This is a genomic window from Amycolatopsis sp. NPDC028719, assembly GCF_055565395.1.
The window spans coordinates 73,659-98,404 of sequence record NZ_JBVHUL010000009.1; the positions used below are offsets into that span (position 1 = coordinate 73,659).

Consider the following 24,746-nt stretch of genomic DNA (forward strand, 5'->3'; position numbering starts at 1 on the left):
TTTCATTCCGCAACTCAGCTGGTCTCGCGCGCGACCCAGGCCTGCAGGTCGTCACCCCGGATTGCCGCCGCCATCAGCTCCGGGAACTGGTCCGGCGTGCACGCGAACGCCGGCACCCCCAGCTCCGCCAGGGCCGCCGCGTTCTCGTGGTCGTACGACGGCGCGCCCGAGTCGGACAGCGCCAGCAGCGCCACCACCTGGACGCCCGAGCCCGCCAGCTCGGCGATCCGGTGCCGGAGCTCGTCCTCGTCGCCGCCCTCGTACAGGTCGCTGATCAGCACCAGCAACGTCCGCTCGGGCCGGCCGACCAGGCCCTGGCAGTACGCGATCGCCCGGTTGATGTCGGTGCCGCCGCCCAGCTGCGTGCCGAACAGCACGTCGACCGGGTCGGCGAGGTGCTCGGTGAGGTCCGCGACCTCCGTGTCGAACGCGACGAACGACGTCTTCAGCGCCCGCATCGAGGCCAGCACCGCGCCGAACAGCCCCGAGTACACCACCGACTCCGCCATCGAGCCCGACTGGTCCACGGCCAGGACGACGTCGCGCTGCACCGCCTGCTGACGCCGGCCGTACCCGACCAGCTGCTCCGGCACGATCGTGCCCAGCTCGGGGGAGTAGTGCTTGAGGTTCCGGTGGATCGTGCGCGCCCAGTCGACGTCGCCCGGCCGGGGCCGCTGCGTGCGCGACGCCTTGTCCAGCGCGCCCTTGATCGCCGCGCGCGTGCGCTCGGCGAGCCGCTCTTCCAGCTCCTCGACCACCTTGCGGACGACCTCGCGCGCGGTTTCCTTGGTCTCCTCGGGCAGGACACCGTTCAGCGAAAGCAGGGTGCCCACCAGGTGCACGTCCGGCTCGACCGCCGAGAGCAGCTCCTTCTCCAGCAGCATCCGGGTCAGCCCCAGCCGGTCGACCGCGTCGCGTTGCATCACCTGCACCACGGTGCTGGGGAAGTACCGGCGGATGTCACCCAGCCACCGCGCGACCCGCGGCGCCGACGCACCCAGGTTCGCGCTGCGCGGGCCACCCGCCGCCTCCTCGTCCGGCTTGTCGTAGAGAGCGGCCAGGACCGAGTCGACCCCACTGTCCTCATCGGACAGTTCGGCGTCGGCCAGCCCCGACCCCGAACCCGCGCCCTCGGCACCCAGCACCAGCCGCCAGCGCCGCGTGCGCTCGGCGTCCGCCTTGATCATGCCCCCACCCCCAGCAGCGTCGCGAGCACCGGCAGCACGCGCTCCGCCCGGTCCTCATCCAGTTCCTCGGCCGTCGCCACCACCGCCGCGGTGCCGGTGAGCCCGGCCGCGCGGTCCCCGATCGCCCGCTTCTCGGGCCCGCTGAACGCGCCGAACGTGCGGCGCAGCAACGGAAGCACCTCGGTGAACACGTCTTCGTGGATCCCCGCGAGCCACGCGTCGATCACCCGCAGCAGACCTTCGTCGTGCACCAGCAGCAGCGCGCCGCCGTCGAAGAAGCCTTCGACGTACGCCGCGCCCGCCGAAGGCGCGATGCCCGGCGTGAGCGCCCGGCCCAGCCGCAGTTCGATGTCCAGCGCGTCGAGCAGCCCGGCGTCGTGCAGGATCCGGGTCAGCCGGCCGGCCAGCAACGGGGGCAGCGACGGCCGTTCGGCCAGCCGCGCCAGCGCCGCGAGCCAGCGCTCTTTCGGGTCGTCGCCCAGCAGGGACGTCGCGTCGTGCACCCCGTCGACCAGCTGGGCCATCCGGGCCGCGGCGTCGTCGTCGATCCCGTGCGTCGCCGGCGGCAGCCCGGCACAGATCCGGTCGAGCATGCGGTCGGCGACCGCGCGCAGTGCACCGGTGTCGGTGCCGCGGACGTTCCCGTACCGGGTCGCCCGGGCCAGCGCGGGCAGCGCCGACATGAGCCGGGCGACGTCCGCGTCCGCCGCCGCCCGCGCGTCCAGAGCCGCGAGCGCTTCGGGCAGCGCCTCCGGCAGATCGGCGAGCAGGCAGTTCTCGACGGCCGTGGTCACCTCGTCCAGCGGAGGCGTGCCCTCGACGGTGTCGCGGACCGCGGCGGTCGCCGCCGACGGCACGGTGGTGCCGTGCACCGCCGCCGCGACCAGGTCGACCTCGAACGCCGGTTCCCAGCACAGCGCCCAGGTCTCCCGGAACGTGCCCCGGTTCCGCCGCGCCGACGCCTCCCGGCTGCCCCACTCGATGCCGAGGATCCGCAGCCGGTGCAGCAGCTTCGAGCGCTCGAGCCCGCCGGGTGTGCGCAGGTCGAGGTCGAGCTCCTTGACGATCGGGTCCTTCTTGAGCCGCAGGCGTTTCGCCGTCGCGGTCAGGTCCGCCGCCAGCGGCGGCTGCGGCACCCGCTCGGGCACCTCGCCGAGCCGTTCGCCGACCACCAGCCGCCGCGTGACCAGCTCGACCTGCACCTCGTCGCCGCCGCAGAGCACGGATCGAGTGGCTTCGGTGACCTCGGCCAGCCCGGCCGACGACCGCCCGCGCAGCGTGGCCAGGGTCTCGGACAGCCGGACCGCCTCGATGACGTGCGCGGTCGAGACGGGCAGGTCCTCCTCCCGCAGCACCCCCGCGACGCCGGTCAGCCAGCGCGTGGTGACGTCCTGAGCCGTGGTGAACAGGTGGTGGTACCAGCCCGGCGACCGCACGCCGGCGCCGTAGCCGCTGGCCGTCGCGAGGCGCCCGTGGGTCCACGGCACCCAGGTGCACGCGACCTTCCGCTTCGGCAGTCCTTTGAGGACGGTCTGGTCGTGCGACGCCGGCGGCAGCGGGTCGGCCAGCGCGGGCACGTGCCAGGCCCCGCAGACGACGGCGATGTTCCCGAAGCCGTCCTTGCGGGTGCGGCGCAGCACCGAGCGCATGTAGGCCTCGCGCCGCGCTTCGTTGCCGCGTGGCGGTTCTTCGTCCTCCCGCAACGCGGTCATCGCCTCGGCGATCACCTCGAACGGGTCGTCGTCGCCGCGCCGCGACTCGACGACGTCGTCCCACCAGCGTTCCGGGTCGTCGTAACCGCCGGCCGAGGCCAGCGCGGCCAGCGGATCGCCGGGCGGCCCGGCGTGCTCGTCCGGCCCCGCGGCGAACGTGTTCGCGGCCGGGAGGTCGCAGAACCGCACCGGGATGCCGGCTTCGCGTGCGTAGGTGAGCGCCTGCCACTCCGGGCTGAAGACGGCGAACGGCCAGAACGCGGCGCGCGAGACGTCGTCGGTCGCGTACGCGAGCAGCGCGACCGGCGGTGCCATCGCGGGGTCCTCCGTCAGCTCGACCAGGGCATCGGCCTCGGGCGGGCCTTCGATCAGCACGACGTCGGGTTCGAGCTGCGCGAGCCGCGTCGCCACGGCCCGGGCCGAACCCGGGCCGTGGTGGCGGATGCCGAGCAGGTGCGTCGTCACGAAAGCTCCTGGCCCGCCCGGTAGAAGTCGGCCCAGCCGTCGCGCTCGCGAATGACCGTCTCGAGGTACTCGATCCAGATCGCGCGGTCGGCCACCGGATCCTTGACCACCGCGCCGTGGATGCCGGCCGCGACGTCGTGCGGGCGCAGCACGCCGTCGCCGAAGTGCGTGGCCAGCGCGAGGCCGCCGGTCAGGACGCTGATCGCCTCGGCCGTCGAGAGCGTGCCGGACGGGGACTTCACCGCCGTGCGCCCGTCCTCGGTGCGCCCCGAGCGCAGCTCGCGGAACACCGTGACCACCCGGCGGATCTCGTTCAGCTCGGCGGCTTCCACCGGCAGCTGCAGCGATGTGCCCAGCTCGGCGACGCGCCGGCTGACGATCTCGACCTCAGCCTCGGCGCTGTCCGGCAGCGGCAGCACCACGGTGTTGAACCGCCGCCGCAGCGCGCTGGACAGCTCGTTGACGCCCTTGTCGCGGTTGTTCGCCGTCGCGATCAGGTTGAAGCCCGGCCGCGCCTGGACCTCGGTGCCCAGCTCCGGGATCGGGAGCGTCTTCTCGGACAGGATCGTGATCAGCGAGTCCTGGACGTCGGCCGGGATGCGGGTCAGCTCCTCGAGCCGGGCGAGCTTGCCGTCCCGCATCGCGTGCAGCAGCGGGCTTTCGACCAGCGCGGCGGCGCTCGGGCCTTCGGCGATCAGCCGGGCGTAGTTCCAGCCGTAGCGGATGGACTCCTCCGACGTGCCCGCGGTGCCCTGCACCAGCAGCGTCGAATCGCCGCTGATGGCGGCGGAGAGGTGCTCGGAAACCCAGGTCTTCGCCGTGCCGGGCACGCCGAGCAGCAGCAGCGCGCGATCGGTGGCCAGCGTCGCGACGGCGACCTCGACCAGCCGCCGTGGGCCGACGTACTTCGGCGTGATCACGGTGCCGTCGGGCAGGGTGCCGCCGAGCAGGTACTCGACGACGGCCCACGGGGACAGGTTCCAGTTGGGCGGCTTGGCCCGGTCGTCGGCGGCGGCCAGCGCGGCCAGCTCGGCGGCGTGGTCCTGCTCGGCGTGCGGCCGGAGGACGGTGGCGGGGGCGGTCATGCGAGCTCCTCGTACATTTCGCGGCGGAAGTTCAGCGTTTCGGTGAGCGCCCGGCGCCACGGACCGGCGTCCATGCTCAGGCGCGTGGTGGCGAGCGGGTGACGGAGGCACCCCGCGGGGACCGCGCGGGCGATCACGACGGCGGCGTGCGAGACCAGGCGGTGGTCGTCCTGGCGGGCGATCCAGTCGAGCAGGGCGGTGCCGAGCTCCTTGGTCCACGGCCGGGGCAGCTCGTGGACCAGCCGCGCGAACGACTCGACGGGCAGCCGGCTCACCAGGTGCCCCACGGTGGCGGCCTGGCTCGCCGGGCTCAGCACGCCGAGCAGCGGTGGCGTGGTGCGGCCGCCCGGATCGGCGCCGATCAGCGCCTGCGCCCAGGTTTCGTCGCGCTGGCGCAGGGCCGCGGTGGCCCAGGAGTCGCGCAGGACGCCGGGCGGACAGCCCTCGACGGTCATCCGCACCACTTCGGCGGGCGGGCCGAACTCGGTCCAGAAGGCCAGGGGAGCGGCGGCGGCCAGGGTGCGCAGCCGGACGGTGCCTTCGCCGCGTTCGCCTTGCGGGACGGACACTTCGAGCACCCGGCCCTTCCGGCGGACGAGCGGCCGCAGCCGGTCGGCCATGGTCTCGCCGTACCGCGTGCCGGGCAGCCGGCCGAGCAGGTCGGCGGCCCGTTCGCGGACGGCGGCGGCGCGATCGCCGAGGGCCGCTTCGAGGAAAGCTTCGTCCTCGGCGCGCACGTGTCCGGCGAGCACGCCGAGGAAGTCGGACCGGACGTCGGCCGGTTCGCTCTTCCACGACGTCGTCAGGGCTTCGCGGGCGGCCGCGGGATCGTCGGCCAGCTTGGCGGCGAGCCAGCGGCGGCGCTGGGCCAGGCTGCCGTACTGCCAGACGTCGCCGGATTCTTCGGGCGGCGCGGCGAGGAAGGCCCAGTCGGGGTTGCGCTGCCCGAGCCACGCCCCGACCGGCCCGGCGACGGCGACGAGCGGCCCCCGCAGCGCGGCCTTGCTGCGCGCGGCTTCGGCGAGCAGGGGAAGGGTTTCGGGCGGGACGCGGTAGTCCGTGCCGGCGACGATGCCGAGCCACTCCAGCAGGAGATCGGGGTGGCTGGCGGCGAGCAGTCGGGCCAGCCGTTCCCGCGCGAGGGGAGGGACGAACGGCCGCTCGTCGGGCGCGGCGACGGGCAGGGGACGGACGTCGTGGAGCGGCCGGCGCCCGGCGCGCCGGTAGGTGGTGAGGACGGCCGCCGCGGAGAGGAGCTGTTCCGCGGGGTCGGCGCGGTCTTCGACGAGGTTGCGGACGGCGGGTGGCTGGGTGGCGGGGTCGAGGGTGCGCCGGCGGGTGCCGAGCAGCGCGGTGCCGACGAGGTCTTCCCAGGCTTTCACGGCTTCACCGCCTTCCGGAGTCGATGGGGTGCTGCGGTGGGTGACTCGGGTTTCGCCGATCGGAGCCGGCTGAGGCGGGATGGCATCACAGCCGCACCGCCCGGTCGTCCTGCCAGCACATCAGCGGCCGCAGCCCCGACTGGCTCCATTCGCCCGCCACCGTCAGCGGCTTGCCCGCGGACATCGCCAGCAGCGACCACGGGAACGCGTACGGCACCAGCGGCAGCGCGGTTCCGTCCTTTTCGGACAGGCACCAGCCGCCCGCGTGTTCGGCCGGCGTGACTTCGGACAGCAGGACCGGCCAGCGTTCCAGCCACGGGTCCGCCGCCATCGCCCGCGCGTACGCCGCCAGCGCGTCCGCGATCGACCCGCCCTCGGCGGCCGGGGCCGGCAGCGGGATGCCGCGCTCGGCCACCAGCGCCCGCAGGGGCGCCGCGCCCGGGTAGAACGCCAGCTCCGCCGTCAGCAGGTGCCCGGGTGGCAGCGACGCGTCCAGCGGACGGCCCGGCGGCGCGAACGACAGCACCAAGGCGTCGCGGCCCGTGAGCCGGCCGCGCAGCCACGTGCGGCGGGTGAGCAGCCGGTCGTTCTCCTCGTCGGCCGCGCCGGTGATCAGCCATTCGTCCGACACGCGCTCGCCGCTTTCCAGGACCCGGGCCGTCTCCACCGAGAAACCGAGCCGCGTGCGGACGGTCTCGGCCAGCGGACCCGGCAGCGTGTCCAGCCGGGTCGCCGCGTCCGCCAGCAGGTACAGCAGCGACAGTTCGCCGAGCAGCGCCTCCGGCCAGTCGCGGCGGCCGACGATCCCCGCCGCCCGCCGCAGCCCGCCCGCCAGGCCGGACGCCTGGGCGTCGACCATCCGCGCGGCCACCGTGCGCAGCTCTTCGCCGCCGCTGCGCTCGAAACCGGCGAACCCCGCGCCGATCCGGTCGGTGAGCCAGACCTTCAGTTCGGCGACACCGCCTTCGACGCGCGCGGCGCGTTCACCGGCCCGGCGAGCGGCGGCCTCCTCGTCCTTGGGGCCGGCCGCTTCCGCCCGTTTTTCGGCCCGCTGAGCCCGATCGGCGCGTTCGGCGAGCCAGGCGTGCACCCACTCGGGCGGCTCGGCCGTGTCGAGCTGCCGCGCGGCCCACACCATCAACAGCCCGAGTGCGTGCTTGCACGGGAACTTCCGGCTGGGGCAGGAACACCGGAACGCGGGCTCGGCGAGCTCGACGCACGTCTGGTACGGCTTCTTGCCGCTGCCCTGGCAGAAGCCCCACACGGCCTCTTCGGACGCACCCGCGCCCGACCACTTCGCCGGCGTGGCCAGCGCCCGGCCCGCCTTTTCCGAAGCGGGATCCGGCGCGAGCCCGGCCACGCGTTCCGCGGTCCACGGCACCGCCGTCACCACCTGTCCCCCCACTGGTTTCCTTTGCCGTCCGGTCGGATTCCCCAGGTTAGTGGCCCGGGGAGGCTTACCCGGTGAAGCATGCCAGCACCCACCGACAATTTCCGGCGACCTGGACACGCGGCTCTATTCTAGCGTTAGAATAGTCCGGTGCTGACCGACGCGGAACTGACGGTGCTCGGCCTCCTGGTCGAGCGGCCGAGGCATGGCTACGAGCTGGACGAGGTCGTCTCGGAACGCGGCATGCGCGACTGGACCGCCCTCGGCTTCAGCTCGATTTACTACGTGCTCGGCAAACTCCGTGACCGCGGGCTGGTCGCCGAGGTCGTGGCGGAGCGGCCGCACGCGAAGGCCAAGAAGACGTACACGGCGACGGACACGGGCCGGCGGGCGTGCGCGGAAGCCGCGGAGGCGGCCATCGCCGAACTGCGCCCGGTGCACCCGCCGGTGCTGACCGGGCTGGCGAACAGCCCGGCGATCCCGCCCGAGCGGCTCGCGAACGCGCTGGCCCGGCGCGCCGAAGCGGTGGCGCAGCGGCTGGCCGAAGTCCGCCGCGCGGCGGAGGTCGACGCGCCACCGTTCGTCCGGGCGATCTTCGACTACTCGATCGCGCAGCTCGAAGCGGAAGCCGCGTGGCTGGAAGGAATGACCTGATGCCCTACGACGTCAAGAAAGACCTGAAGCAGCTGTACGCGTCGAAGAACACCGACTGGGCGCTGGTCGAGGTGCCCGGGCAGCAGTTCCTCGCGATCGACGGCCGGGGCAACCCGAATACGGCCGAGAGCTACAAGCGGGCTGTCGAAGCCCTTTACGCCTTCGCCTACACGATCAAGATGACGGCCAAGCGTGCCGGTGAGGACTTCGTGGTCGGGCCGCTGGAAGGTCTGTGGTGGGCGGGGGACTACGCCGCGTTCACCGTGCGGGCCAAGGACTCCTGGCAGTGGACGATGCTCATCTCCCAGCCCGCGTGGATCGGCGAGGGCGCCGTCGAGGAGGCCCGGGAATCGGTGCGGCGCAAGAAGAAGATCGACGCGCCGGTCCGCCTGGAGAAGCTGCACGAGGGGCGGTGCGCGCAGGCGCTGCACGTCGGCTCGTACGACGACGAAGGCCCGCTGCTTGCCCGGCTGCACGGTGAGTTCCTCGAGCGGCAGGGGCTCCGGCCGGCCGGGCTGCACCACGAGGTCTACCTCGGCGACCCGCGGCGGGTGGAGCCGGCGAAGCTCAAAACCGTGCTGCGTCAGCCGGTGGCCAGGGTGTCTCCGATGCAGTGAATGACTCATTCCTGGCGTCCGGTGCAAGGAATGAGTCATTCACTGCATCCGGGCCAGCGTCGCCGCAGCGATCAGTCGGTGGGCCCATCCAGCTCCGCGAGGCCGCTTTCCCACCGCTCACGCCGTTGCGCGGATGTCTGCTCCCACCACGGCTCGCCGCGTTCGCCCAACGCCACCTTCGCCACCTGAGTACGCGCGCGGTCCTGTACCCGCCGGGCCGCCATCAGGTGCTTCTGCAGCCGGTCGCGGACGTCGTCCGGGATCTCCGGGTCCGTTGCGCGCCAGCGGCGGCCGTCGACGATGAGGTAACGGCCGTCGGGGGTGTGTTCGGGCATCAGTAGTCGGAGGTCGCCGGCCAGGTGTCGTCGTGCAGCAGGCGCTTGAGGATCTTGCCCGTCGCGTTGCGGGGCAGGTCCGGCACGAAGTACACGTCGCGCGGCACCGCGAACCGGGCCAGCCGCTGGTGGATGTAGGCCCGGATGTCCTCGGCGTGCAGCGAAGCCCCGCGCCGCGGGACGACGTACGCCGCGAGGCGCTGGCCCCACTCCGCGTCCGCCACGCCGACCACCGCCGCGTCGTGCACGCCCGGCAGGGCCACCAGCGCTTCCTCGACCGGACGGGGGAACACGTTTTCGCCGCCGGACACGATCATCTCGTCGGCGCGGCCGGTCACGAACAGGCGGCCCGCCGCGTCGAGGTAGCCGACGTCGCCGGTCGCCATCAGGTCCGCCGCGCGCGCCGGGTCGGTGCCGTTCGTGTAGCCGTCGAACAGCATGTCGTTGCCGACGAAGATCTGGCCCTCGCCGCCCGGCGGGACGGGCTTGCGGTCCTCGTCGAGGATCGCGACGCGCGTGCCGAGCGGGCAGCGCCCGGCCGTGCCCGGCGCCGCGCGCAGGTCGTCCGGGTCGGCGATGCTCGCCCAGGACACCTCGGTCGAGCCGTAGAAGTTGTAGAGGACGTCGCCGAAGGTGTCCATGAACTGCGTGACGAACGCGCCGGACATCGCCGACCCGCTGCTCGCGACGATCCGCAGCGACGACAGGTCGTAGCGCGCCCGCACCCGCTCGGGCAGGTCCATGATCCGCTGCAGCATGATCGGCACCACGAACAGCGCGTCGCACTTCTGCTCGGCGATCGCCCGCAGCGTCTCCTCGGCGTCGAACTTGCGGATCAGCGCCAGCGACGCCCGCAGCGCCATACCGAGCTGCATCGCGGCCAGGCCCCAGCTGTGGAACAGCGGCGCCGCGACGAGGATCCGGTCGCCGGCGCGCAGCGGGATCCGGTCGAGGATCGCCGCGGCCGTCCCCATGCCCTTGGGGGTGGGGCGCCGTGCGCCCTTCGGCGTCCCGGAGGTCCCGGACGTGAGCACGACCACGCGGCCCGGCCGGTCGACCGGCTTGGGCGGGTCGGCGGGCGCGGCGTGGATCAGCTCGTCGACGGTCGGGTAGCCGGTTTCGGCGTCCGGCCACGTGCTGATCCGAGCGAACTCGCCCGGGACGTTCGCGATGGTCTGCGCGAACTCGTCGTCGGCCAGCACCGCCGCCGGCTCGTGCTCGGCGATGACGTCCTTGACCGAGGCCGCGGACAGCCCGGTGTTGAGCAGGATCAGGTCGGCGCCGAGCTTGCTGGCGGCGACGAACGACTCGACCATCGCGGCGTGGTTGCGGCACATCAGCGCGATCCGGTCGCGCTCGCCGACGCCGAGCTCGCTCAGCCCGTTCGCGAGCCGGTCGCTGCGCTCCTGGACCTGCCGGAAGGTGCGGAGGTTGCGCTCGTCGTGCAGGGCGGGCTCGTCCGGCACGCGGGCCGCGGCGGCCTGGTAGCCGCCGGCGATCGTGGCCCCCCACTGGGCGAGCTGGCCGAGCTGGCGGGCGATCTTGTCCGGGCGGCCCGCGCTGAGGACGCCGGCGCGCACCAGGATGCTCGTGGTGCGCAGCTTCGTGGCCTTGTTGCCATCGTTGTCGGCGTCGGGGTCGGACTGCCCGGCCAGGTGCAGGTCGAGGCGCCGCGCGAGGGTACGGACGTCCTTCTTCACCGACGACACCAGATCCGCGTGCGCCGGCGGCAGCATCATCCGGACGAACAGCTCGGTCTTGCCCCCGGCCAGCGGTCTCAGCTCGAGGGAGACCCATGTGCCCTCGTCGGGAACGCCGCACCACACGACGTGCTCGCCCGGCCGGTAAACGACGGCCTGGACCTGGGTCTCCAGCACCCGCCCGCGCTCGGGCACGATCCGGATCACGCCCCGGGGGCCCCGGCCCCGGGCGGCGGGCTCGACGATCTCGCACCCGCTGATCTCGGGCACGAACCGCGAGTACCACTCCGGCGATCCGACGATCTGCCACACCACGTCCGGCGTGTGCCCGACCACCGCACTCGCCTCGACCACATCGTCACGCATCTTTACCCTCACCGAAGTGTCACCGAACACACGTTCAGGTCACGGAGGCGTCACAGTAACAGCAAACGGGTGATCCCGGATACTCCGAACGGCCAGATACCGGAGGGTAACGGACACCCGCAGTAGGTGCCTCCAATGTCCACTGTGGAGTGATTAACGCTGTTCACCGAGGATAGCGGCCACCGGACGGGTGCGCGTGCCGTCGGCGGTGTCATGAAGGGCTCATTGCGGGATCCGCGAAGACCTGAATGAGTCATTCAGGACATTCCTTGCCGTATCGGGCAATCAGCTCGGCTCCCAGACGCGCCAGCTCGGCTTTCACGGACTCCGGGGACTCGACCTCGACGAGCGCGCCCCAGCCCGCCAGCTCCTGCGCGATCATGATCGGCGCGGGCGCCGCGACCCGCGCCCGCACCCGGTCGCCCGGCAGCTCCGCGACCCATGCGCAGTGCCGGCCGAACCGGTCGCGCAGGACGCCGAAGTAGCGGCGGCCGAGCACCACGTCCGCGGTGAGGAGCGACCGGCGCCGTTCGATCTCCTCGACGACCTCCTCCCACACCTTCGCGAGCTCGAGGTCCGCCGGGCGGACCGTGGCGTCCCCGGTCGCGGCCGCCTCGACGATCCGGTCCACCCGGAACGTCCGGCGCCCCTCCGGCGTCCCCGCGACCAGGTACCAGACGTCGTCCTTGTCGACCAGGCCCCAAGGGTCGACGACGCGTTCGGTCTTCTCGCGTCCGGCGTAGGTCAGCCGGACGCGGCGGCGCGCGATGACGGCGTCCTGCAGCAGCGAGACGATCGGCGGCCGGTCCTTCACACGCTCGCCCCAGCCCGCCTGGTCGACGAGGACGGCGTCGGCGGCCGCGGAGGCGTCCGCGCGGAACGTGCCGGGCAGTGCGCCCATCAGCTTCCGCAGCGCCGACTTGACCTCCGGGGCCGCCGCCGCGGCCGGGCCGGCCAGGAGGAACAAGGCCTGCGCCTCGCGCGCGGTCAGGCCGGACAGGTCCGTGCGCGCGCCCCCGACCAGTCGCCAGCCGCCGCCCCGGCCCGGCTGCGGGTAGACGGGCACTCCCGCCGCCGAGAGCGCTTCGAGGTCACGGCGGGCCGTCGCGACGGAGATTTCGAGCTCGGCCGCGAGTTCGGCGGCCGTGACGCGGCCGCGTGTCTGCATCAGCAGGAGGGTGGCCACGAGACGGTCGGCGCGCATGGGAGCAGTCTCGCAAACAAAGTGCTCATTCGGTGCGCACTTTCACCCCGCATGATGGCTCCACACGATCGCAAAGGAGCAGACATGCTGCGAGGAATGGCCACCGTCTCCTACTTCGCCGACGACCACGCGGCCGCACAGGCCTGGTACACCGAGTTCCTGGGGATCGAGCCGTACTTCCAGCGGCCCGGGTACGCCGAGTTCCGGATCGGCGACTACCAGCACGAACTCGGCCTGATCGACCGCAAGTACGTCCCGGCGAGCATGGGCGGGGCGAGCGGCGAGATCGTCTACTGGCACGTCGACGACCTCGAGGCCACCGTCGCCCGCTTGCACGACCTGGGCGCGAAGGAGAACGAGCCGATCACCGAGCGCGGGCCCGGGTTCGTGACGGCGTCGGTCGTCGACCCGTTCGGCAACGTCCTCGGCGTCATGACGAACGTGCACTACCTGGCGGTCCTGAAGGAACGCTCATGAGGCGGTAGGCCTCCTCGACGCACTTGTCGCACCGCTCGTGCCGGACGGTCTTCTCGGCCGGATCGGTGCCGTAGCAGGGAAAGCAGCCCGCGCCGCAGCTCGCGTAGTAGATGAGCCCGAGCCGGACCTCGCCACGGCCGACGTAGTGCGCGAGACGGCGGCGCGGATCCGGCCCGCACTCGGGGATCCAGCCGTGGGCGGGCAGGCGGGCGGCGGCGATCTCGTCGAGCACGCCCGCCCGGCCGATCAGGTCCGCGCCGAGGCAGGCCAGACGCTCGCCGAGGTCGCGCAGGCCGTCCGCGCGCAAGGGCGGGCCGGCGAGCCAGGAGACGTCGCCGGGGAGGGATGCCGCCAGGTCTCGCAGACGGGTCAGCAGGGCGTGGTCCGGGTCCATGACCTGCAGGGAACCTGACGCGGATTTGTGACACCAGCCGAAGTGGAGGCGCCGGGACCGTCGGACCCCGGTGACAGAATGCGGTCATGGCGACACCCTTCGCGACACCCCGGGCGAGAGCGCTCGGCTTCGGGCTGCGTGCCTGCCGGACGGACCGGGACCTCGGCGTGCGGGAGCTCGCGAGGCTGATCGGCGTGCTGCCGCAGGAGCTGTCCAACTGGGAGTACGGGAAGCGGATTCCCAAGGTGGAGCAGGTGGCTCTGTTGCTGGGCGTGCTCGTGGTCGAGCCGGGGGAACGCGCCCGGCTGCTGGAACTGGCGGGCAACGCGCGGGAGCCGAGCTGGCTGGAGAAGGCGGTGCCGCCGTTCGTTTCGGCCTACGTGGAGTACGAGCGGGCGGCCACGGAGATCTTCAACTGGGAGCCGTTGCTGGTACCGGGGCTCCTGCAGACCGACGAATACGCCCGGGCGCTGCTGGGAGGCGGCGGTCTGGGGGCGAACGACATCGAGAACCTGGTGCTCGTGCGGCGAATGCGGCGAGGTGTGCTCGCCGGGCGCAGCCCGGCGAGCTGCCAAGTGGTGATCGATGAGCGGGCCTTGCGGCCGGGCATCGCGGAGGGCGGGGTGATGGCGGGGCAACTTCGGTATCTGCTTGCCGTCTCCCGGCGGAAGAACATCCGGCTGCAGGTCTTGCCGAGTGGCGACCGGGTGCATCCCGGGCTCCACGGGAACTTCGCGATTTTCGAGTTCGAAGCTCTGCCACCGATCGTCGCCATCGAAGAATTCCGGGCTGTCGCCTACCTCTACGATGAGGATCAGGTGGCCGGCTACCGCGAAGCGGCCGAGGGCCTGGCGGCCTCGGCCTTGGATGAGCAGGGCAGCTCGGCACTCATCGAGGCGATGGTCGCCGATCTGGAGGTGCGGAGTGGATCCGGGGGTGTGGCGGGCTTCCAGCCATAGTCAGCAGGCGAACTGCGTGGAAGTAGCGCTTGGACCTGCGGCAACAATCCGCGACACCAAGGACCGCACCGGCGGCACCCTGGAAATCTCCACCCGATCGTGGGATGCCTTCCTGATCACCTTGTGTCGGCCCGCACCACAGGATCTTCGCGAGCTGTAGCTCTCCGGCACATAGCCCGCGACCCGGGTCACGCTTACCGTTCCCGTCTATGACCAGCGATCTGGACGGGCGCACCGCCCTCGTCACCGGCGGGGCCGGCGGTATCGGCCTGGCCTGCGTCCGCGCTCTCGCCGCGGCCGGGGCCAAGGTGCACGTCGTCGACATCGATGCCGAAAACACCGAAGCCGTCGCCGCCGAGGTCGGGGGCTGGGCGCACGTCGCCGACCTGACCGATCCCGACACCATCGATACCCTTCCCGCCGAGGTCGACGTCCTGGTCAACAACGCCGGGATCCAGCACGTCGCGCCGCTCGAAGACTTCCCGCCGGACGTGTTCACCCGCATCCAGGCGCTGATGGTCACCGCTCCCTTCCTGCTCATCCGGCACACACTGCCGTCGATGTACGCGCGGGGCTTCGGCCGGATCGTCAACATGTCGAGCGTTCACGGGCTTCGCGCCTCCGCCTTCAAGGCCGCGTACGTCGCCGCGAAGCACGGGCTCGAAGGACTTTCCAAGGTCGCCGCGCTCGAAGGGGCCGAACACGGCGTCACCAGCAACTGCGTGAACCCCGGGTACGTCCGCACGCCGCTGGTGGACAACCAGATCGACGCGCAGGCCGCCGAGCACGACATCCCGCGCGAGGACGTCGTCGCCGAGGTCCTCCTCAAACGCGCCGCCATCAAGAAGCTCATCGACGCCGACGACGTCGCTTCCCTGGTGACGTGGCTGTGCTCGCCGCACGCCGGCCACGTCACCGGGGCCTCCATCCCGCTCGACGGCGGCTGGACCGCTGCTTGAAATCCGCTTGAAACCGCTGAATATCGCTCAACCACAAGGAAGTGGAGCCCGCAGTGAGTCAACCGAACCGGTCGGCGATCGCCAAGATCGTCGGCGCGAGCCTGATCGGCACCACCATCGAGTGGTACGACTTCTTCCTCTACACCTCGGCCGCCGCGCTGGTGTTCAACAAGCTGTTCTTCCCGACGGCGAACCCGCTGACCGGCACGCTGCTGGCGTTCCTGACCTACGCCGTCGGGTTCCTCGCCCGCCCGGTCGGCGGCCTGGTCTTCGGCCACTACGGCGACCGGCTCGGCCGCAAGAAGCTCCTGGTCGTCAGCCTGGTGCTGATGGGCGGTTCGACCTGCCTGATGGGCGTGCTGCCGACGTTCGCGAGCGCGGGCGTCGCGGCTCCCATCCTGCTGACGCTGCTTCGCCTCGTCCAAGGCTTCGCGCTCGGTGGCGAGTGGGGCGGGGCGGTCCTGATCGTCTCCGAACACGGTGACGACCGCCGCCGCGGGTTCTGGGCGAGCTGGCCGCAGTGCGGCGCGCCCGGCGGCAACCTCCTGGCGACCGCTGTCCTGGCGATCCTTTCCGCGACGCAGTCGGACGCGACGTTCATGGCCTGGGGCTGGCGCGTCCCGTTCCTGCTCTCGGGCGTGCTGCTGCTGATCGGGCTCTGGATCCGGCTGGCCGTCGCCGAGTCTCCGGTGTTCCTGGCCGCGCAGAAGCAGGCCGAAACCCGCGCGGACAAGCACGTGCCGGTCGTGGAGGTCTTCCGCAACAGCTGGCGCCAGGTGCTGATCACGATCGGCGCCCGGATGGCCGAGAACGTCTCGTACTACGTGATCACCGCGTTCATCCTGGTGTACGTCACGACCGGGCTCCACCTGCCGAAGGGCGTCGGCCTCAGCGCCGTGCTGATCGGCTCGGCCGTCCACTTCGTGACGATCCCGCTGTGGGGTGCGCTGTCCGACCGCGTCGGGCGCCGTCCGGTGTACCTGTTCGGCGCGATCGGGATGGCCTTGTGGAGCTTCGCGTTCTTCGCGCTGCTGGACACGAAGTCGTCGCCGGTGATCGTGCTGGCCGCGACCGTCGGGCTGGTGCTGCACGGCGCGATGTACGGCCCGCAGGCGGCGTTCTTCGCCGAGCAGTTCCCGACGCGGGTGCGCTACACCGGGCTGTCGGTCGGCGGCCAGCTGTCGTCGATCGCCGCGGGCGCCGTCGCCCCGCTGATCGCCGTCGCGCTGTTCTCCGCCTGGGGCAGCACCGTGCCGGTGTCGCTGTACGTCGCGGCGATGTGCCTGATCACGGTGGTCGCCCTGCTCGCGGCCCGCGAGACGCGCGGGGAGTCGCTGCACGACGATGGTGTCGATGCCGTCGAGGCGGAGACGACGGCCGTTTCGCCCTAGCATGACCGCCGTGACCGCACCCACGGACGCGCTGCGCCGGCTGCTCGACCTGCTCGCCTCCGGGGCGAGCAGCGAGCAGCTGGCGCACGTCGTCGTGGCCGCGCGCGCCGAAGGTGCCCTCGGCGCCGCCGACCTGGCCGCCCTGGCCAGCGCGGGCGAGCTGGCCCTGCGGATCCGCGAGACGCTCGCCGAGCACCGGCGGCGGGAGGCCCAGCTCGGCGCGCTGTTCGACACCGCGAGCGAGCTCGCCGCACTGTCCGACCCGGACACCGTGCTGCGCTCGATCGTCCGGCGGGCGCGGGCGCTGCTCAACGTCGACGTCTCCTACCTCTCGCTCAACGACGAGGCCGAGAACAAGACCTACGTCCGGGTCAGCGACGGGTCGGTGTCGGCGGAGTTCCAGCAGATCGTGCTCGGCATGGGGGAGGGCCTCGGCGGGCTGGTGGCGCAGACCGCGCGGCCGTACGCGACGTCGGACTACTTCCACGACGACCGGTTCAAGCACACCCGCCACATCGACTCCGGTGTCCAGGACGAGGGCCTGACCGCGATCCTCGGCGTCCCGCTGGCCATCGGCCCGAAGGTGCTCGGCGTCCTCTTCGCCTCGGACCGCGGCTCGCGGGAGTTCTCCGCGGACGAGGTAGCACTGCTGTCGTCGCTCGCCGACCACGCCGCGATCGCCCTCGACAGCGCGAACCTGCTCGACCAGACCCGCCGCGCCGTCGCGGAGCTCAACGAGGCCAACGCGACGATCCGCGCGCACACCGAGGCGATGGAACGCGCCCAGGACGCGCACGACCGGCTGACCGACCTGGTGCTGCGGGGCGGTGACCTGCCGGACGTCGCGGCGGCGGTCGCCGGGGTGCTGCACGGCGACCTCACGGTCTACGACGCCGACCGCAGGCTGCTGGCGAGTTCGGCGGAACCGGCCGCGCTCGACCCGGACGCGCTGTTCGCGGCCCGGGCCGCCGGGCGGGCGGTGTCCACAAAGGACACCTGGGTGTGTGCGGTCCAAGCCGGTCCCGAGCTGCTCGGCAGCCTGGTGCTGGCCGGCCGCGACGGGCTCACCGACCCGGACCGGCGGCTGTTCGAACGCGCGGGCGTCGTGACGGCGCTGCTGCTGATGCTGCGTCGGTCGGTCGTCCGGGCCGAGGACGAGGTCCGCGGCGAGCTGCTGACCGACCTGCTGACCGCGCCCGACCGCAACCCGCGGGCGCTGCTGGCCCGTGGCCGCCGGCTGGGGATCGACCTGTCGGCACCGCACGCGGTGCTGGTCGCGCACGCGGACGGCGGGTCCCGGCGGCGCGTGGCGAGCGCGGCCGCCCGGCACGCGACGCTGGTGGGAGTGCACGCGGAGGAGGTCGTCCTGCTCGGCACGGGCGACCCGGACGAGCTGGCGCGGCGAGTGGCGGCCGACCTCGGCGCGGCGACGGGCCGTCCGGTGACGGTGGGCGCGGCGGGCCCGGCGAGCGGCCCGTCGGCGATCGCCGCGGCCCACGGGGAAGCGGCGCGCTGCGTCCGGGCGCTGCTGGCGCTGGGCCGGACGGGCGAAGGCGCGGCGATGGCGGGACTGGGCTTCCTCGGCCAGCTCCTGGGCGACCACGCGGACCTGGACGGGTTCGTGCGCCAGACCCTGGGGCCGGTGCTGGACTACGACGCGCGCCGGGGGACGGAGCTGGTGGCGACGCTGCGGGCGTACTTCGCGAGCGGGTCGCAGCTGGCGCGGACGAAGGACGTGCTGCACGTCCACGTGAACACGGTGGTGCAGCGGCTGGAGCGGGTGGCATCGCTGCTGGGGGAGGACTGGCAGTCGCCGGACCGGGCACTGGAGATCCAGCTGGCCCTGCGGGTGCACCGATTAGGCGGGTGAGGCGAACGCCTTCGACCGCCACGCCACGAGCGCCGACGTGAGGCCGCCGACGGCCGCGATCACCACCGCGACCGTCAGCATTCCGTGGTCCAGCCCGAGCCCGCCGAGCGCCGCGCCCAAGGCGATGCCGATCTGGAACGCCACGATGTACACCGCCGACGCCAGATCCGGCCGGTCCTTCGCGACCCGCAGGACCGCCGCCTGCAGCACCACGCCGATCCCCGCCGCCGGCCCGGCCCACGCCACGATCGCCGTCCCCGCGGCGAGTGGCCCCGGGGACACCAGCAGCGCCACCATGCACAACGCCAGACCGCCCGTCGTGAGCAGCGCCGTCGCTCGCGGACGGCCGTCGATGTGGCGGCCGATCAGGACCAGGCCGAGCAGGCCCGCCGTGCCGTGGGCGAGCAGCAGCAACGACGTCGGCGAGCCGGTGAGGTGGACGTATCGCGCGATGATCGCCGTGATGTACGTGAACGCCGCGAAGTGCCCGGTCACCAGCAGGAGCGTCGTCACGTTCACCGGAAGCAGCGAGCGGTGCGCGACGCGGCCGTGGAGAGCCGACGCCGTCGCGGGCATCGGGCCGACCGTGAGCCGGATGACCAGCGCCGTCACCGCCGCGGCGCCCGCCACCGCGAAGACCGCCGGCCGCCAGCCGAGGGCCGTGCCGAGCCACGAACTGACCGAGAGCCCGAAGAGGAACGCCAAGGAGTTCCCGGCGAACACCACCGCCGTCGCGCGGCCACCCCGGCCGGGGCCGAGCAGCCGGGCGGCCATCGACGCGACCACCGACCAGAACACGCCGTGCCCCGCGGCCGCCACCAGCCGCGCGGCGACGGCCACGCCGTAGTTCGGCGCGACCGCCAGGACCAGGTTCGACACCACGATCATCCCCAGCGTGACCAGCGCGGTCGTCCGGCGGTCCCAGCGCGACGTCAGCGCGACCAGCGGCACCACCGAAACCGCCACGACCAGCGCGTACCCGGTCATCAGCAGCCCGATCGCGGAGTCCGCGACGCCGAGCCCGGACGCGAGCCGGGGCAGCAGCGCGACCGGCAGGTTCTCCGAGGTCACGGACACGAAGCAGGCCGCGCTGAGCGCGCCCAGGGCGAGCTTCGTCCGGGGTTCGACGAGCATTGTTTAACGATACACAGATAAGGTGGGGCGGTGTCCGGACCCGCTCGCGTCACGATGGCGGACGTCGCTCGCCGCTGCGGCGTCTCGGCGATGACCGTGTCGTACTGCTACAACCAGCCCGACCGGGTCGCCCCGGAGACGCTGCGCCGGGTCCGCGAGGTCGCCGCCGAGCTGGGCTACCGCGGGCCGGACCCCACCGCGCGGTCGCTGCGCCGGCGACACAACGGCGCGATCGGCGTCGTGCTCGGCGAACACCTCGCCTACGCCTTCGAGGACCCGCAGGCCCGCCGGTTCCTCGCCGGCGTCGCCGAGGTCTGCCGCGAGCGCGGCAGCGGGCTGAACCTGATCCCGACCACCGGCGCGGCCGACGACGTCGAGCGCGTGCGGTCGGCGTCGGTCGACGGCTACATTGTCTGGACGACCGTCGACACCGACCCGGTGCTCGACGTCGTGAGCGGCCTCGGCAAGCCGGTCGCGATCCACGGCGGGCCCGCGTTCGCCGGGGCCCAGGTCGTCTCCATCGACAACCGCGCGTCGGCGCGGGAGCTGGCCGCGCGCACGTTCGCCGGCGCCCACCGGCCGGCCGTGCTGAGCTTCCCGTTCGACCGCGACCGCCGGCCGAGGCTGGAAACCGGGCCCGCGCCGGAAGAGGCGGTCTTCCCCGTCACCCGCGAACGGCTCCTCGGCATCTACGACCACCTCGGCGACCCGGGCGGCCTGCCGGTCGCCGTCGTCGCCCGCAACGACCGTGACGACGCCGCGAAAATGGCCGACGCGCTGCTGGACACCGAGCCCGACGCCGTCATCGCCATGAGCGACCAGCTCGCCTTCGCCGTCCTCGACGCGGCGAAACGCCGTGGCCTGCGCGTGCCCGAGGACGTCGCGGTCGCCGGATGGGACGACGACCCGGACGCGGACCGTGCCGGGCTCACGACCATCGCGCAGTCGCTCTTCGCCCAGGGCCGGGACTGCGCCCTGATCGCCCTCGGCGAGCGGGGCCCGGGCCGGTCCGCCGAGTGGACCGTGACCGTCCGGACCTCTACCCGCTGACCGCGACGACCAGCTTTCCCCGCCGCGGCCCGCGTTCGGCGGCGGCGTGCGCGGCGGCCGCGTCGGTGAAGACCTCCTCGACCGGCACGCGGAACCGGCCTTCCTCGAAGAGCCCGGCCGCGACCGCGAGGCCGTGGCGTCCGTCCGGCTCGCCGCCGACAGCCCCGGTCGACACGCGAACGCCGTGGGACGGGCCGGTGAAGTCGGCCAGCGTGACCACCGACGACGGCGACCCGGCCAGCGCGACCAACTCCGGCAGCGAGCCCTGGCCCGCGACGTCGAGCGCCGCGTCGACCCGGCCGGACACCCGCGTGGGCAGGCCGGGACCGTACGGAACCGGTGTGGCACCCAGACTTTCGACGAACTCCAGGTCGCCCGCCGTCCCGATGACCCGCGCGCCCCGCGCCAGCGCCAGGCCCACCACGAGACTGCCGACTCCGCCGGACGCGCCGTCGACGAGCAGCGTCATGCCGTCGCGGATGTCCAGGAGGTCGAGCGCGCGGATGGCCGTCTCGATCCCGGTGCCCGCCGCGCCGGCCTGCTCCCACGGCATCGAGGGCGGTTTCGGAGCCCAGAACGCCAGCACGGCGAACTCGGCGGAGGCCCCGCCGAGCCGGGCGACGTCGACCGCGCCGAACACCTCGTCGCCGACCTCGGCCCCGGGACCGGCCTCGTCCACGACCCCCGCGGCGTCGACGCCCGGGATGTGCGGCAGGACGATCGGCGAGCGCGACTTCCCGGCGCGGATCGCGAGGTCCACCGGCGAGACGCCGGCCGCCCGCACGCGGATCCGCACCTCACCGGGGCCGGCGTGCGGCTCCGGGAGCTCTCCCACCGACAGGACGCCGGGCGGACCGAACCGCTCGAACCGGGTTGCGAACACGATCACTCCTCCACCTCGGCCACCTCGACCGCGCCTACGCTAGGAGCGATCACCGGCGACGAGCGGGGAAGTGAGAGCCGTGCGCGACGAACTGACTCGGAAACGCCGGACGGACGCCGAGGACAACCGCCGTCGCCTGGTCGCGGTCGCGCACACGGCGTTCGCGCGCCACGGCCCGGACCTGCCGGTGCGGGAGATCGCGCGGCGCGCGGGCCTGGCTCCGGCGACCGTCCACCGGCACTTCCCGTCCCGCGACGACCTCCTCGCGGCCGTGCTCGACGGCCAGGTGCGTCGGTGCGAGGAGCAGCTGCGCGCCGCGCTCGCCGACCCCGACAGCCGTCGCGCGCTGAGCCGCACGTTCCACCGCTTCGGCGAGTGGCGGGTCGAGGAGCCGGGGCTCCTGGGTGCCCTCGAAGGACCGCGGTTCGCCGACCGCCGCCGCGCGCACGCCGAAGCCTTCGCGCGGCTGGTCGACCGGGCCCGCGCCGACGGCGTCCTCCGGCCCCGGGTGTCGCTCGAGGACGTCCGGCTCGCCCTGACGGCGACCACGTCGGCGCGGACGGGCCCGGCGGCACGGAGGCTGACCGCGGTGCTGCTGACCGGACTGCTGACCTGAGTCCCGGGCGGCCCGGGCCGCTCGGCCGAGCCGCCCGGGATGCGGATCTTCCTTCAGCACTGCCCGTCGGCGAGGACCCAGTAGCCCGGGGACGTCTCGCGCAGGGCGTGCGTGGTGAACGTGTTCCACAGGCCCATCGCCTGGTCGGAGCCGTTGGCGTACACCTGGCCGGCGCTCTGGTGCGCGCGTCCCGCCTGGGTGTGGGCGTAGTTGCTCGCGTTCACGCACGCGCCCGCGGGCTGGGTGGTCGTGGTCGTCGTCGGCGGTGCCGTCGTGGTGGTCGGGGTGCTCCCGGATCCCTTGTCCAGCCCGAAGAACACGCCCGTGTAGTAGCTGGAGCAGATGCCGGCGAGGAAGTACGCGCCGGTGCTGCCGCACTGCGTCGCGCCGCTGCCCGGGTCGACCGCGGTGCCGTGCCCCATGCCGGCGATCGAGTACAGCTGGACCTTGTCGCCGTAGTTCGTCAGCGTCGTGCCGCCGGGCAGGGACTGCGTGCTCGTCGGCGTCTGCGAAATCCCGTGCACCGCGGTCCACTGGTCGCGCAGCTCGGTGCCGTTGACCGGGTAGACCGTGTAGTCGCCGGTGCCCTGCCAGATCGCGACGCGCGGCCACGGCCCGCTGTAGCCGGGGTACTGCGCCTTGACCTTCGACGCCCACTGGGCCGGTGTCAGGTTCTGGTTGTTCTGCTGGCAGTTCGTCGCCTGCGTGATGCTCGTGGCGCACTGCGCGGGCAGCCCCGCGTTGATGCCGCCGCCGGCGAAGACGTCCGGGTACGCGGCGAGCAGATCGGCCGTCATGCCGCCGCCGGCGGAGAGCCCGGTGACGAACACCCGCGAGCGGTCGGAGCCGTGGTCGCCGATCGCCTTGTCCACCATGGACTTGACGGACGCGGCCTCGCCGTTGCCCCGGGTGTCGTCGGCGGTGGAGAACCAGTTGAAGCACTTCAGCGAGTTGTTCGCGGTCGACTGCTGCGGGAACACGACTTCGAAGCGCCACTTGTCGGCCAGCTCGGGCCAGCCGGAGTGGGCGTAGTAGTCGGCCGCGCTCTGGGTGCAGCCGTGCAGGGCGACGACCACCGGGCGGCCGGTTTCGAGCCCGGACGGCGTGTAGGTGTACATCGTGAGGGCGCCGGGGTTGGCGCCGAAGTTCGACACCGGGACCAGGGACGACGGCGGCGGGTCGGCGGAGGCCACGCCGACGGTGGTGAGCACGGCGGCGGTGATCGCGGCGAGTCCGGCGAAGGCGAGCTTGCGCATGGTGGCGTCCTTCTCGTCGTTGAGAGGGGTTTCCAGCGACGCTAGGTCGGCCCGCCGGTCCGGGCCATGTGGCCGTCCACCACATCCCCGCGGCGATTCATGGTGACCGGCGGGGTGGCTCCGCCCGGGCGCACGCGCTTGGGTTCTGTTCCATCGAGACCGGAGGTGGACCGTGCGCAGATGGCTGGTTGTGGTTCTGGCGGGGGCGCTCGCGGCGGCGCTGCCCGCTCCGGCGTCGGCTTCGGCCGGGCGCTGCCGGGTGGACGTGCCCGGGGCCGAGCAGTCCGTGTCGACGTGCCTGGACGACCTGACGACGACCGGCACGCTCGCGTCCGGGCACACCGTCGAGGCGGACTGGGCCGGGCTGACATCGGCAGGGCTGCCGGGGTACGGCCCGGTGCCCGGTGTCCAGGTCGACGGGTACTTTCCGGACACGTCGACGGCGAACACGAACCACGGCTGGAACCACGACTCGCAGTTCGTGCTGCGCCTGCCGGCGCGCTGGAACGGCGGCCTCGTCGTCTCCGGTTCGCCGGGCGTGCGGCGCCAGTACGCGAACGACCGCGCGATCGGCGACCAGGCCCTGGCCGAGGGGTACGCGTTCGCCGCGACCGACAAGGGCAACACCGGCGCCGCGTTCTACGACGACGGCGTCCGGCCGGGCGACGCGCTCGCGGAGTGGAACACGCGCGTCACGCAGCTGACGCTGGCCGCCCGCTCGGCCGCGGGGTCGCACTACCGCCGTCCGGTGACGCGGACGCTGGCCGCCGGGCTGTCCAACGGCGGGTACCTCGTGCGGTGGCAGCTCGAGAACCGGCCGTGGCTCTACGACGGGGGCGTCGACTGGGAGGGGACGCTGTGGCGTGCCGACGGACCGAACCTGCTCACGTTCCTGCCGCCGGCGCTTCGCGCTTACCCGGCCTACGCGGCGGGGTCGTCGTCGGCGCACCAGTCCATTGTGGACGCCGGGTTCGCGCCGGGGTCGGAGTTCCTGTGGGACTACCACTACCGCGTCTACTGGGACCTGACCCAGCGGATCTACCGGGAGGAGGTCGATCCGTCGTTCGATGGTTCCGCGTCGGCCGGAACTCCTTTCTGTGCCTCGGGAACGCCGTCGTGTGACGCGGACTACGAGTACGCTTCGCGGCCCGCTTCGGTGGCGCGGGCGGTGGAGCGGATCTCGCTGACCGGGCGGATCGGCAAGCCGCTGCTCACGCTGCACGGGACGCTGGACACGCTGCTGCCGATCACCCGGGACTCCGATGTGTACGACCGGATGATCACTTCCGCGGGACGCGGGTCGCTGCACCGGTACTACCGGGTGGCCGGCGGCAACCACGTCGACGGGCTGGTCGATCAGTTCCCGGACCGGCTGCGGCCCCTGGGTCCGTGCTTCCGGACGGCGTTCGACGCCCTGGGCGGGTGGTTGCGCGGGGTCCGGCCGCCGGCGTCGTCGACCATCGCGCGTCCGGCCGGCGCGACCCCGGCCGACCTGGCTCGCACCTGCTCGCTGGGCTGAGGCCCCAGCGCCCCAATGCGGCGTTGGGTGCGTCCCACGCACCCATCGCCACATCGGGGCGCATTCGGCGAGTTCACCGCGGCGTACCCAGCGTGTGCGAAAAAGAAAAGTGAACCGGACGCCGCCGGTGCCCGTACTACC

23 protein-coding genes are annotated in these 24,746 nt (G+C 72.9%); 11 read left to right on the top strand and 12 right to left on the bottom strand.

All coding sequences use genetic code 11. The annotated features are described in order from the left end of the window. Positions 1 to 14: 14 nt before the first annotated feature. The 5 genes from ACZ4TR_RS35020 to ACZ4TR_RS35040 form a co-directional block, all read right to left on the bottom strand. Complete coding sequence (locus ACZ4TR_RS35020; protein WP_465292123.1) at positions 15 to 1,187, bottom strand: VWA domain-containing protein; 1,173 nt, start codon at positions 1,185 to 1,187, stop codon at positions 15 to 17. Further along, positions 1,184 to 3,364 (bottom strand): DUF5682 family protein, encoded by a 2,181-nt coding sequence (locus ACZ4TR_RS35025; RefSeq protein ID WP_465292125.1) that lies wholly within the window; start codon positions 3,362 to 3,364, stop codon positions 1,184 to 1,186. Before ACZ4TR_RS35025 ends, ACZ4TR_RS35020 begins: the two co-directional genes overlap by 4 nt. After that, entirely contained in the window at positions 3,361 to 4,449 is a 1,089-nt protein-coding gene (locus tag ACZ4TR_RS35030) for an ATP-binding protein (RefSeq protein ID WP_465292127.1), read from the bottom strand. The genes ACZ4TR_RS35025 and ACZ4TR_RS35030 overlap by 4 nt, the downstream gene beginning before the upstream one ends. Continuing rightward, complete coding sequence (locus ACZ4TR_RS35035) at positions 4,446 to 5,831, bottom strand: DUF5691 domain-containing protein (RefSeq protein ID WP_465292129.1); 1,386 nt, start codon at positions 5,829 to 5,831, stop codon at positions 4,446 to 4,448. Before ACZ4TR_RS35035 ends, ACZ4TR_RS35030 begins: the two co-directional genes overlap by 4 nt. Positions 5,832 to 5,916: 85 nt before the next feature. Continuing rightward, positions 5,917 to 7,236 (bottom strand): SWIM zinc finger family protein, encoded by a 1,320-nt coding sequence (locus tag ACZ4TR_RS35040; RefSeq protein ID WP_465292131.1) that lies wholly within the window; start codon positions 7,234 to 7,236, stop codon positions 5,917 to 5,919. Positions 7,237 to 7,371: 135 nt separating this feature from the next. Between ACZ4TR_RS35040 and ACZ4TR_RS35045 the strand changes: the two genes are divergently transcribed. Beyond that, complete coding sequence (locus ACZ4TR_RS35045; protein ID WP_465292133.1) at positions 7,372 to 7,875, top strand: PadR family transcriptional regulator; 504 nt, start codon at positions 7,372 to 7,374, stop codon at positions 7,873 to 7,875. Then, the gene (locus ACZ4TR_RS35050) at positions 7,875 to 8,492 is read left to right on the top strand and encodes a GyrI-like domain-containing protein (protein WP_465292135.1); all 618 of its coding nucleotides are present in this window, start codon (positions 7,875 to 7,877) and stop codon (positions 8,490 to 8,492) included. The genes ACZ4TR_RS35045 and ACZ4TR_RS35050 overlap by 1 nt, the downstream gene beginning before the upstream one ends. A 71-nt stretch (positions 8,493 to 8,563) precedes the next feature. Here the strand turns inward: ACZ4TR_RS35050 and ACZ4TR_RS35055 are convergent, their stop codons facing one another. The 3 genes from ACZ4TR_RS35055 to ACZ4TR_RS35065 all read right to left on the bottom strand — a co-directional run bounded on the left by ACZ4TR_RS35055 (position 8,564) and on the right by ACZ4TR_RS35065 (position 12,097). Further along, positions 8,564 to 8,827 carry a hypothetical protein gene (locus ACZ4TR_RS35055; RefSeq protein ID WP_465292137.1) on the bottom strand — a complete coding sequence of 88 codons (264 nt, stop codon included), beginning with the start codon at positions 8,825 to 8,827 and terminating at the stop codon, positions 8,564 to 8,566. Further along, positions 8,827 to 10,893: an AMP-binding protein gene (locus ACZ4TR_RS35060; protein WP_465292139.1), complete on the bottom strand. Its 2,067-nt coding sequence runs from the start codon at positions 10,891 to 10,893 to the stop codon at positions 8,827 to 8,829. Before ACZ4TR_RS35060 ends, ACZ4TR_RS35055 begins: the two co-directional genes overlap by 1 nt. 253 nt (positions 10,894 to 11,146) lie before the next feature. Next, positions 11,147 to 12,097 (bottom strand): helix-turn-helix transcriptional regulator, encoded by a 951-nt coding sequence (locus ACZ4TR_RS35065; RefSeq protein WP_465292141.1) that lies wholly within the window; start codon positions 12,095 to 12,097, stop codon positions 11,147 to 11,149. Positions 12,098 to 12,181: 84 nt separating this feature from the next. Between ACZ4TR_RS35065 and ACZ4TR_RS35070 the strand changes: the two genes are divergently transcribed. Next, positions 12,182 to 12,574 (top strand): VOC family protein, encoded by a 393-nt coding sequence (locus tag ACZ4TR_RS35070; RefSeq protein WP_465292143.1) that lies wholly within the window; start codon positions 12,182 to 12,184, stop codon positions 12,572 to 12,574. Here the strand turns inward: ACZ4TR_RS35070 and ACZ4TR_RS35075 are convergent. Continuing rightward, the gene (locus tag ACZ4TR_RS35075) at positions 12,528 to 12,968 is read right to left on the bottom strand and encodes a hypothetical protein (protein ID WP_465292145.1); all 441 of its coding nucleotides are present in this window, start codon (positions 12,966 to 12,968) and stop codon (positions 12,528 to 12,530) included. The genes ACZ4TR_RS35070 and ACZ4TR_RS35075 overlap by 47 nt on opposite strands. An 86-nt stretch (positions 12,969 to 13,054) precedes the next feature. Here ACZ4TR_RS35075 and ACZ4TR_RS35080 point away from each other — a divergent pair, with 86 nt between their 5' ends. Genes ACZ4TR_RS35080 through ACZ4TR_RS35100 form a run of 5 tightly spaced genes read left to right on the top strand, consistent with a single transcriptional unit; the run spans position 13,055 to position 18,147 of the window. Beyond that, the gene (locus tag ACZ4TR_RS35080) at positions 13,055 to 13,927 is read left to right on the top strand and encodes a helix-turn-helix domain-containing protein (protein WP_465292147.1); all 873 of its coding nucleotides are present in this window, start codon (positions 13,055 to 13,057) and stop codon (positions 13,925 to 13,927) included. Beyond that, entirely contained in the window at positions 13,836 to 14,087 is a 252-nt protein-coding gene (locus tag ACZ4TR_RS35085; RefSeq protein ID WP_465292149.1) for a DUF397 domain-containing protein, read from the top strand. The genes ACZ4TR_RS35080 and ACZ4TR_RS35085 overlap by 92 nt, the downstream gene beginning before the upstream one ends. Positions 14,088 to 14,136: 49 nt before the next feature. Then, complete coding sequence (locus tag ACZ4TR_RS35090) at positions 14,137 to 14,886, top strand: 3-hydroxybutyrate dehydrogenase (RefSeq protein WP_465292151.1); 750 nt, start codon at positions 14,137 to 14,139, stop codon at positions 14,884 to 14,886. 53 nt (positions 14,887 to 14,939) lie between these two features. Then, a complete protein-coding gene (locus ACZ4TR_RS35095; protein ID WP_465292153.1) occupies positions 14,940 to 16,277 on the top strand; it encodes an MFS transporter in 1,338 nt (445 codons plus the stop codon). Between the two features lies 1 nt (position 16,278). Further along, positions 16,279 to 18,147: a helix-turn-helix domain-containing protein gene (locus ACZ4TR_RS35100; RefSeq protein ID WP_465292155.1), complete on the top strand. Its 1,869-nt coding sequence runs from the start codon at positions 16,279 to 16,281 to the stop codon at positions 18,145 to 18,147. On the opposite strand, the gene ACZ4TR_RS35105 is transcribed toward ACZ4TR_RS35100, so the two are convergent. Beyond that, a complete protein-coding gene (locus ACZ4TR_RS35105; protein ID WP_465292157.1) occupies positions 18,136 to 19,281 on the bottom strand; it encodes an MFS transporter in 1,146 nt (381 codons plus the stop codon). The genes ACZ4TR_RS35100 and ACZ4TR_RS35105 overlap by 12 nt on opposite strands. Positions 19,282 to 19,311: 30 nt before the next feature. Between ACZ4TR_RS35105 and ACZ4TR_RS35110 the strand changes: the two genes are divergently transcribed. Then, positions 19,312 to 20,331, top strand: coding sequence for a LacI family DNA-binding transcriptional regulator (locus ACZ4TR_RS35110; RefSeq protein ID WP_465292159.1), 1,020 nt, complete (start codon positions 19,312 to 19,314; stop codon positions 20,329 to 20,331). On the opposite strand, the gene ACZ4TR_RS35115 is transcribed toward ACZ4TR_RS35110, so the two are convergent. Continuing rightward, positions 20,321 to 21,214 (bottom strand): NADP-dependent oxidoreductase, encoded by an 894-nt coding sequence (locus ACZ4TR_RS35115; protein ID WP_465292564.1) that lies wholly within the window; start codon positions 21,212 to 21,214, stop codon positions 20,321 to 20,323. The genes ACZ4TR_RS35110 and ACZ4TR_RS35115 overlap by 11 nt on opposite strands. Positions 21,215 to 21,293: 79 nt before the next feature. Between ACZ4TR_RS35115 and ACZ4TR_RS35120 the strand changes: the two genes are divergently transcribed. Beyond that, on the top strand, positions 21,294 to 21,830 hold the full coding sequence (locus ACZ4TR_RS35120; RefSeq protein WP_465292161.1) for a TetR/AcrR family transcriptional regulator: 537 nt from the start codon (positions 21,294 to 21,296) through the stop codon (positions 21,828 to 21,830). Positions 21,831 to 21,883: 53 nt separating this feature from the next. On the opposite strand, the gene ACZ4TR_RS35125 is transcribed toward ACZ4TR_RS35120, so the two are convergent. Further along, the gene (locus ACZ4TR_RS35125) at positions 21,884 to 23,086 is read right to left on the bottom strand and encodes an extracellular catalytic domain type 1 short-chain-length polyhydroxyalkanoate depolymerase (RefSeq protein ID WP_465292163.1); all 1,203 of its coding nucleotides are present in this window, start codon (positions 23,084 to 23,086) and stop codon (positions 21,884 to 21,886) included. 190 nt (positions 23,087 to 23,276) lie between these two features. Here ACZ4TR_RS35125 and ACZ4TR_RS35130 point away from each other — a divergent pair, with 190 nt between their 5' ends. After that, on the top strand, positions 23,277 to 24,605 hold the full coding sequence (locus ACZ4TR_RS35130; RefSeq protein WP_465292566.1) for a 3-hydroxybutyrate oligomer hydrolase family protein: 1,329 nt from the start codon (positions 23,277 to 23,279) through the stop codon (positions 24,603 to 24,605). The last annotated feature ends 141 nt before the right edge of the window (positions 24,606 to 24,746 follow it).